8 protein-coding genes and 1 pseudogene are annotated in these 8,021 nt (G+C 64.7%); 6 read left to right on the top strand and 3 right to left on the bottom strand.

The annotated features are described in order from the left end of the window. Both ACCD03_RS23150 and ACCD03_RS23145 read left to right on the top strand, forming a co-directional pair. Positions 1-439, top strand: a pseudogene (locus ACCD03_RS23150) (RNA helicase); the annotation flags it as partial. A gap of 5 nt (positions 440-444) precedes the next feature. Further along, entirely contained in the window at positions 445-1,479 is a 1,035-nt protein-coding gene (locus ACCD03_RS23145; protein WP_325653404.1) for a serine/threonine protein kinase, read from the top strand. Between the two features lie 39 nt (positions 1,480-1,518). Here ACCD03_RS23145 and ACCD03_RS23140 read toward each other — a convergent pair whose 3' ends face one another. After that, entirely contained in the window at positions 1,519-2,415 is an 897-nt protein-coding gene (locus tag ACCD03_RS23140) for a pirin family protein (RefSeq protein WP_253536368.1), read from the bottom strand. Between the two features lie 150 nt (positions 2,416-2,565). On the opposite strand from ACCD03_RS23140, the gene ACCD03_RS23135 reads away from it, so the two are divergent. The 3 genes from ACCD03_RS23135 (at position 2,566) to ACCD03_RS23125 (ending at position 5,093) form a co-directional block, all read left to right on the top strand. Beyond that, the gene (locus ACCD03_RS23135) at positions 2,566-3,483 is read left to right on the top strand and encodes a LysR substrate-binding domain-containing protein (protein WP_413412999.1); all 918 of its coding nucleotides are present in this window, start codon (positions 2,566-2,568) and stop codon (positions 3,481-3,483) included. A 457-nt stretch (positions 3,484-3,940) separates the two neighbouring features. Then, positions 3,941-4,681: a response regulator transcription factor gene (locus ACCD03_RS23130; protein WP_413412997.1), complete on the top strand. Its 741-nt coding sequence runs from the start codon at positions 3,941-3,943 to the stop codon at positions 4,679-4,681. A 79-nt stretch (positions 4,682-4,760) separates the two neighbouring features. Continuing rightward, positions 4,761-5,093, top strand: a complete 333-nt coding sequence (locus ACCD03_RS23125) for a cupin domain-containing protein (RefSeq protein ID WP_045203705.1) — start codon at positions 4,761-4,763, stop codon at positions 5,091-5,093. Here the strand turns inward: ACCD03_RS23125 and ACCD03_RS23120 are convergent. Together ACCD03_RS23120 and ACCD03_RS23115 are read right to left on the bottom strand one after the other, a co-directional pair. Further along, positions 5,077-5,652, bottom strand: coding sequence for a hypothetical protein (locus ACCD03_RS23120; RefSeq protein WP_413412995.1), 576 nt, complete (start codon positions 5,650-5,652; stop codon positions 5,077-5,079). The genes ACCD03_RS23125 and ACCD03_RS23120 overlap by 17 nt on opposite strands. A 25-nt stretch (positions 5,653-5,677) precedes the next feature. Further along, the gene (locus ACCD03_RS23115) at positions 5,678-6,880 is read right to left on the bottom strand and encodes an FAD-dependent oxidoreductase (protein WP_413412993.1); all 1,203 of its coding nucleotides are present in this window, start codon (positions 6,878-6,880) and stop codon (positions 5,678-5,680) included. Between the two features lie 119 nt (positions 6,881-6,999). Here ACCD03_RS23115 and ACCD03_RS23110 point away from each other — a divergent pair, with 119 nt between their 5' ends. After that, positions 7,000-7,923, top strand: a complete 924-nt coding sequence (locus tag ACCD03_RS23110; RefSeq protein WP_413412991.1) for a LysR family transcriptional regulator — start codon at positions 7,000-7,002, stop codon at positions 7,921-7,923. Positions 7,924-8,021 lie beyond the last annotated feature (98 nt).

Raw genomic sequence — 8,021 nt, 5'->3', positions numbered from 1 at the left:
CCCGGGCGGTGGGCGCAGCCAGCAGCCTCGCCAGGCCAGTGGCAACGCTGCGCCGCGCGAGCCGCGGGCCCCGCGTGAACCTCGCGAACCGCGTCGCGAGTCGAGCGGTAACGGTCAGGGCCAGGGTCAGAATCAAGGCCAAGGCCAGGGTCGCAATGGTGCCGGCAGCCGCCAACGTCAGGCGCAAGGTCAGCAGGGTCAACGTGACGGCCAAGCTGCGCCGAAGCCGCGCAATGGCCAATCGCAAGCGCGCGGCCAGCGCCAAGGCAATGGTCAAAGTCAGGGCCAGGGCGATGGGCAAGGCGCGCAGGGTGGTCAACAACGCCGCGCATCGAACACGCAGGCCGCGCAGCCTGCCCACAAGGGGCAGCCGGCCAAGCAGCCGTTCAACGGTCTGTTTGCCAAGGCTGCTGCGTTGCTCGGCGGCCGTAAAGCTTGACGTTCATGCACGACGACGGTCAGCCCGCATCAGCTGAAGCGCCCTACGACGGCCTGACGCCCGACAGCATCCTCGATGCGCTGGCGCAGGTCGGGCTGATGCCGGACGGCCGCATGTTCGCGCTCAACAGTTACGAAAACCGTGTCTACCAGGCCGGCGTGGAAGACAGCGCGCCGGTGGTGGTCAAGTTCTACCGCCCGGCCCGCTGGACTGAAGCGCAGATCATCGAGGAACACGCCTTCACGGCAGAACTGGCCGCCGCGGAAATCCCCGTGATCGCGCCGCTGGAAATCGACGGCCGCACGCTGCACACGTTCGAGCGTTGGCATTTTGCGGTCTTCCCGCGCTGCGCAGGCCGGGTGCCTGCCATCGACCGGGACGACACGCTTGAATGGATGGGCCGTTTCCTCGGGCGCATCCACGCCGTCGGGGCGCAGCGGCCGTTCATAGCCCGGCCCGCACTCGACATTGACACCTTCGGCGTGCAATCGCGCGATTGGCTGCTCGAACACGATTTCATCCCGCCCGATTTGTTGCCAGCCTGGCGCAGCGTTGCCGACGCTGCACTCGACGGCGTGCGCCGCTGCTACGACCGCGCCGGTGACGTTTCGCTGCTGCGTCTGCACGGCGATTGCCACGCCTCGAACGTGCTCTGGATCGAAGAGGCCGACGCCAAGCAGGGCGATCCGCTGCGCAGCGCTGGCCCGCATTTCGTCGATTTTGACGACAGCCGCACCGGCCCCGCCGTGCAGGACTTGTGGATGCTGCTCTCGGGCGATCGTGCCTCGATGCAATCGCAGCTCGCCAGCCTGCTGGCCGGCTATGAAGACTTCTGCGAATTCGACACGCGCGAGCTGTATCTGGTGGAAGCGCTACGCACGCTGCGCTTGCTGCATTACAGCGCATGGTTGGCGCGTCGCTGGAATGATCCGGCGTTTCCCGCCGCGTTTCCGTGGTTCAACACGCAACGCTATTGGCAGGACCGGGTGTTGGAATTGCGCGAGCAGATCGCGCTGTTGGACGAACCGCCGCTCTGGTGAAACCGAGCGGCGGTTTTTCTTTGCGACTGCGCAGACGCTCTACGCGAACTTGCCGGCCTGGAAGTCTCGAACAGCCTGGAAGATCTCTTCCTGCGTGTTCATCACAAACGGGCCGTATTGGGCAATCGACTCGTTCAGCGGCTTGCCAGCCACCAGCAGCACGCGTGCGTCTGCGTCTGCTGCACGGATGACCACACCGTCACTGCCTTCCGTGTTGGCGAGGATGGCCATCTGCTTGTCTTCCACGCGCTGCAGCCCGGCGTTGCCGGACGCTTCGGCATCGCCCACCAGCGCGCTGCCGCGGAACACGTAGACGAACGCGTTGTGCCCGGCCGGCAGCGGCTGCGCAAACGACGCACCCGCGGGCAGCGTGATGTCGAGGTACAGCGGCTGCGTCGCTTCACGCGTCATCGCACCTTGCACGCCTTGCGATTCTCCGGCAATCACACGCACGGCCACGCCGTCTTCCGTCGTGAACTCGGGAATCTCGTTCGACGGGATGTCGCGGTACCACGGCGTCGTCATCTTGTCGCTGGCGGGTAGGTTCAGCCACAGCTGGAAGCCTTCCATTACGCCATCTTCCTGTTCCGGCATTTCAGAGTGCACCACGCCGCTGCCGGCCGTCATCCACTGCACGCCGCCGTGTTGCAGCAGGCCTTCGTGGCCGGCGCTGTCGCGGTGGCGCATGCGGCCAGCGATCATGTACGTCACCGTTTCAAAGCCGCGGTGCGGGTGGTCGGGAAAGCCGGCCAGATAGTCGTTCGGGTCGTCGCTGCGGAACGCGTCCAGCATCAGGAACGGGTCCAGCCGACGTTGCAGGTTGTTCGTCAGCACGCGCGTGAGCTTCACGCCCGCGCCGTCCGAAGTGGGGCGGCCAGTGATGATGCGCTCCACGCGGCGGCCGCGCTGCACTTGCGGTTGTACGAGGGTTTCCATGTTGTTCTCCTGAAATCGGGCATTTGTCATATGCCAAATGTAGGGTGGTTGCCCGGTTTGCACTAGTCGGTTATTGTGGGAAAAAATGTTGCTCCCGGCGAGACAATCACAATCCCAGGCCGGCGCGCGTCACTACAAGAAGAGGAAACCATGGATCTGAATCAATTGGCGCTGTTCGTGCGCGTTGTTGAAGCGGGGAGCTTCACGGCAGCGGCAACGCGGCTCGATCTGCCCAAATCGTCCGTCAGCCGGGGCATTGCGGCGCTTGAACAGGATTTGAACGTACGACTGTTACAACGCACCACGCGCACGCTGCATTTGACCGACGCCGGCCAGAGCCTGTATCAGGTGGCGTCGCATGCCCTGGAAGACATCGAACGCGCCACGACCTGCGCCGGCGAGCTGCAAGACCTGCCACGCGGCAAGGTGCGAATCACGTCTTCCGAAGACGTCGGCCGCCTGCTGGTGGCGCCCGTCGCGGCGCGCTTCATGCAGCAATACCCGGAGATCGATCTGGACGTGGTGCTGACGCCGCGCAATGTCGATCTGGTGCAGGAAGGTTTTGACCTTGCCGTCCGCGTCGGACGCTTGGCCGACAGTTCTCTCGTGGCGCGGTCGCTTGGCGTATTGCGCATCGGCTTATTCGCCTCGCCCGATTACCTGCAGCGCCGCGGTGCTCCGGCCACCGTGCAAGGGCTGGCCGACCATTGCTGCCTGGATTTTCGCGGCACCGGCCGCGGCGAAACGCAATGGCGCCTTGTCGGCCCCGATGGCCTGAAAACCGTGGCCGTGCGCGCCCGCCTGAATTCCGACAGCCTCATCTATCTGGAAACGTTGATTGCATCGGGCGCCGGCATCGGCCCGCTACCGCTGTACGCGAGTGCCGTGGCGCGCGCCAACGCGCCGCTGCCGCGCCTTGTGCGCGTGCTGCCCGACTACGCAACCAGCGGGGAGCCGATCAACCTCGTCACGCCATCCGCGCGGTTCGTTCCCAAACGCGTTCGGTTGCTGATCGAGATGCTGACCGAGTCGATTCGGCAAGAGCTGGAAAACGCTGATCCCACCTGAGGTGTCGCGGCCCCGAAGCTGGGCGCGTCAAATGTTGTCACGACTGCTCCGGCTGGGTATTTAGCGCGGCATCATGCGCTTCGCATGTGCCGACCAGTACGTCGGGCCCTCCTTGACGTTATCCCGTAGCGTTGCAGTGTTTCCCCCCGGTGCACTGCGACGCGTCTGGCACATGCGACCCTTGGGTGTTTCCGATCCCGTCACGTTGTGGGAAACACCGCTGCCCGGACCGCGTTGTCCGGGCTTTTTTTTGTCCACATTCCGCAGAGTGGATACGGCATTGCGTGGCTCAAGGGTCTTCACAAAATAGGACTCTTCTCATGGTTCGTAGCAAACCTCGCCATGAAAATTGCAGACACGTAACACATGCAACGGATCGCGCTGAACGCGACAGTTCGGGCGCTATCAACGCCTGTACCATCCGGCACGCATGTGCGCAATTTCCACGGAGCAGAACATGCGCATCGCCTTGCTTGAAGACGATCCCTTCCAAAGCGAAGTCATCGTCCAGATATTGTCCCAGTCAGGACACGACGTGATGACCTACAGCGATGGCGCGACGTTGCTGCGCATGCTGGGGCGCTCGTCGTATGACATGCTGATCCTCGACTGGCACACGCCGGGCATGCTCGGTATCGACGTGCTGAGCGTGGTGCGCGGCCGCCACCGGGAAGTGCTGCCCATCCTGTTCGTCACAGCCGAAGAAGGTGAAAAGAGCATCGTGCGCGCACTCACACACGGCGCCGATGACTACATCGCCAAGCCGTTCCGCATTGCCGAGTTGCGCGCGCGTGTCGATGCTCTGCTGCGCCGGGCGTATCCGATTCCGTATGGCCGCCTGCCGTTCGCGGTGGGGCCGTACTACTTCAACCCTCAGCGCCAGCAGGTCACGCTGCACAGCGAGCCCGTTACGCTGACGGCCATCGAATTCCAGCTGGCGTTGCTGCTGTTCTCGAACGTGGGACGCACGCTGTCGCGCGATCACATCTTCGGGCAGGTGTGGGGCCGTAATTCTTCGGAGTACACGCGCACCATCGATAGCCACGTGTCGCGCATCCGCATGAAGCTGAACGTCGAGCCGGAGAACGAGGTGCGCCTGGTGGCCGTGTACAAGCACGGCTATCGCGTGGACCATCTGAAGCCCGCGGACGACATGAATGGGCTGTCGGACATGGACGTCGCGTCGTACGGCGTCTGAACGCGGGCCGATCGCGCAACCCAGAAGGGGCGCCATCGCTGAAACGCGGCGGCGCCCATTTTGTTTTCTATCGACTGGTATGCTCGACGCCTCTCATTCTTTGGGCGAGGCCGGTGTGCCGCTTGTCAATCTCAATGCAGAAGCCGATGCGTTGCCGCGCGCATGGTCGTCTCGCGTGCTGGAGCGTTTTGGCGGCGGCAACTTCAAGGTGTTGCGCATGGACGGCACGCCGTATCCCGACGAAGTGCACGACTATGCCGAAGGCCTGCTGGTGATCGATGGCGAGCTGCGCCTGCGCATCGACGGCGAAGCGGTAACGGTGTCGCGCGGCGAGCTGTATTTGGTGCCTGCTGGTGTGCCGCACAGCGTGGACGCCGGCAGCGCGGGCACGTTGGTCATTCTGGACGTGTAAGCGGGGCGTCGTGTGCTTCCGCGAGTTGCTTGATCCGCTGCAGCATCATCCGGCGGATCAGCCCGCTTGGGATGCGGATCAGCATCCAGTAAGGCGTGAAGCGGCGGCGTGCCGTTGTGTCGGAGCAATGCACGCACGTGCGCGTGGTCAGCAGCGTGCCGGCGACGTCGGGTTCGGCGACGAACGTCATGACCAGCTTGGCGATGTTGGGCTCCGAGAACGCGCGAAATGCGCCGGCTTCAACGCGGACGAGCCCACCCGCGGATTCCCAGAAGCGGCCGACCAGGCCCAGCGCGAATTCGCGATCTCCATCGCGGCCGAGTACGGTGAAATCGTGCAGGCCGAATCCGGCATCGATACGTCGCACATTGGGCTTGCCCATTGCGGCGGCGATGCGGGCCGGGATGGCGCGCAAGTGCAGAAAAATTCGGGCCAGCGGGAAATCGGTAACGTCAAGCTGCGAAACCATGTCGAGCACGCGCCCGGGCGCGGCATTGACGCGTATGTGGTGCTGCTCGCTGAACTGATGCTCCGGAAGGAAGGTGTGCAGCAGGCTCATGATGATCGACGGCGTGGTGTCATGCCTACGGTTCCTCACTGGCAGTCGTGGAAGCAGCGGCCGGGGCGAATGCGGCGTCGCGAGCGGGCGGTTCTGCCAGGCTTCGTTTCATCAGCCATGCAACCCCCGGGATGCGCAAACCGGTGGCGAACACCACGTCTCGCATCCAGCCTCCATATTCGGACTGGAAGCACGGCGTGAGTGCTCGGCTCAGCGTCTGATAGGCCTGCACGGTACGCAAACGCCGGGCGTGATAGGCGAGGGCGCCATCGGTGGGGCCATGCACCTGCACGCACGCGGCAAGTGCCAGGGCATCCTGCGCGGCCAACGTTGTCCCCAGGCCGAGCTGCGGGCTCATGGCATGCGCGGCATCGCCGATCACGCAGTAGGGCGGTTTGGCCAGCGCGCGCGGCCATGTGTGGCGATATACGGCAAAAGGCATATCGTCGTGCGAGCCAATCTGTTCGACCATGGGCGCGGCTTGCGGCCACAGGCTCAGCACATGCGCCTTCCACTGCGTGATGTCGGTTTGGCGCCAAGCGTCGACCGCATCACCGGGCAGGCTCCAGAACATCGACAGGCGTGTGCGGGTGCCGTCCACTTCGGTGGGCAGCAAGCCCATCATCTCGCGCGTGCCGCGAAAGCGCTGCTGCAGCACGCGCGGGTTCCAGCCATCTACCCATCCTTGGAACCACAGCGTGCCCCATCGGTAGGTGCTCGACGGGCCGGCCAGGCCTGCGGACTCACGCAGCGCAGACGCCGCACCATCGGCAATCACAAACAGGTCGAAGATCGATTCGCCCTGTGAGTGCATGACCCGTGCTCGTGGGCCATCAAGAAGCAGTTGCTGGATCGCACAACCAAAGTGGAACGATGCGCCCGCGTGCAAAGCGGCGTCGTAGAGCATGGATGACAATGCGTGCCGTGTGACGGCGCGGCCGGGCGCATCGGCGTAGTCGATGTCGAGCAGGCGCCAACCGCGATGGCTCAGGCCGATCAGCCGGTCGATCGGCGCGCCGATGCCCTCCAGCTCGCGGCCGACGCCAAGAGCCTCCAGCGCGCGGATACCCTGCGGCTGGATCAGCAGGCCCGCGCCCATGGCGGTCAGCTGCGGGTGCTTTTCGAAGACGTGCACGTCGTGCCCCTGGCGGGCAAACGCGATGGCGGCGGCGAGGCCGGCGTTACCGGCGCCGGCAATGCCGATGGTCAGCGGGCGGGGTGCGGTCATGAAGCGTGGCAGATCGTTTGCTCAGGATGATAACGATACGGCACGCACGTTAAGCCTGTTCGTGCAGGCTGCGGAGATAATGCGCAGACCTCCCGCCCACTACCCCACCCGGACGCGCCATGCAGATCAAATGGCTGGAAGACTTCAAGGAACTCGCCAAGACCCGCAGCTTTAGCCGCGCTGCCGAGAACCGCAACGTCACGCATCCCGCATTCGGCCGGCGGATCAAGGCGCTGGAAGAATGGGTGGGCACCGCGCTGGTCGAGCGCAGCGAGCATCCGGTCACGCTCACGGCGGCGGGGCGCTTGTTTCTGGATGCCGCAGCCAATGCCGTTGACGGCCTGAACGATGCCCGGTTGCTACTGCGCGAGGCGCAATTGCCCGTGGCGCTGAAGATCGGAACAGGGCGTACGCTGGCGCGCACCTTCGTCCCCGCCTGGTATGAAACGCTGGCACGCCAGCGCGGCGTGTTTCCGCTTAGCGTGACGACGGGCGGCACGCAGGAAGGCGTACTCGCACTTGCCGATGGCACGGTCGATTTGCTGATCGCTTACGCCAGCCCGCAGGCCGATGCGCTGCTCGATCCGCGCAAGTACGACCATTGCACGCTGGGCAGCGAGACGCTGGTGCCGGTGAGTGCGCCCGACAAGCGCGGTCGCGCGCGCTTCACGCTGCCGGGCTCGTCTGCCGCGCCGCTGCCGTGGCTAGCCTTTGCGCGCGGCCTGACGTTGCGGCAGATGCTCGACAGCCACCTTGCCGCCGCCGATCGCAAGGCGCATCTGCAGCCCGTGTTCCAGGCGGATTTTTACGAGGCGGTGGAAGAGATGGCCCTACGGGGATTCGGCATGGCGTGGCTGCCGTATCGCTTGGCCAAGCCGCACCTGAACGCAGGTGAGTTGCGCCCCGCCGGAGATGACGCCTGGCACATCCACGTCAACATCCGCATGATGCGGGTGCGCAGCAACCAGAGCGCACTGCTTGATGAGGTGTGGCAACTGGCCGTTGATAACGCCAGCAACAACGCCCGCGCCGACCTCGCCTGAGGCGCATCGCAAAAAGCCCAACCTTGTGCCGAAACGGCACAAGCCGCCTGGGCACGGCACCTAGACTCCTCCGCAACCTTCGCCCGCCAGCGTTATTC

The sequence above is a fragment of the Ralstonia sp. Ralssp135 genome (assembly GCF_047304345.1).
GTDB classification, from domain to species: Bacteria; Pseudomonadota; Gammaproteobacteria; order Burkholderiales; family Burkholderiaceae; genus Ralstonia; species Ralstonia chuxiongensis.
Note: the sequence above shows the minus strand (reverse complement) of the source record. Positions and strands in the feature narration are given on the sequence as shown.

Bases quoted from the DNA above. Each gene is read 5' to 3' on its own strand.
- ACCD03_RS23140 (WP_253536368.1), bottom strand. From the start codon at position 2,415: ATGGAAACCCTCGTACAACCGCAAGTGCAGCGCGGCCGCCGCGTGGAG.
- ACCD03_RS23115 (WP_413412993.1), bottom strand. From the start codon at position 6,880: ATGACCGCACCCCGCCCGCTGACCATCGGCATTGCCGGCGCCGGTAAC.
- ACCD03_RS23135 (WP_413412999.1), top strand. From the start codon at position 2,566: ATGGATCTGAATCAATTGGCGCTGTTCGTGCGCGTTGTTGAAGCGGGG.
- ACCD03_RS23145 (WP_325653404.1), top strand. From the start codon at position 445: ATGCACGACGACGGTCAGCCCGCATCAGCTGAAGCGCCCTACGACGGC.
- ACCD03_RS23110 (WP_413412991.1), top strand. From the start codon at position 7,000: ATGCAGATCAAATGGCTGGAAGACTTCAAGGAACTCGCCAAGACCCGC.
- ACCD03_RS23120 (WP_413412995.1), bottom strand. From the start codon at position 5,652: ATGAGCCTGCTGCACACCTTCCTTCCGGAGCATCAGTTCAGCGAGCAG.
- ACCD03_RS23125 (WP_045203705.1), top strand. From the start codon at position 4,761: ATGCTCGACGCCTCTCATTCTTTGGGCGAGGCCGGTGTGCCGCTTGTC.
- ACCD03_RS23130 (WP_413412997.1), top strand. From the start codon at position 3,941: ATGCGCATCGCCTTGCTTGAAGACGATCCCTTCCAAAGCGAAGTCATC.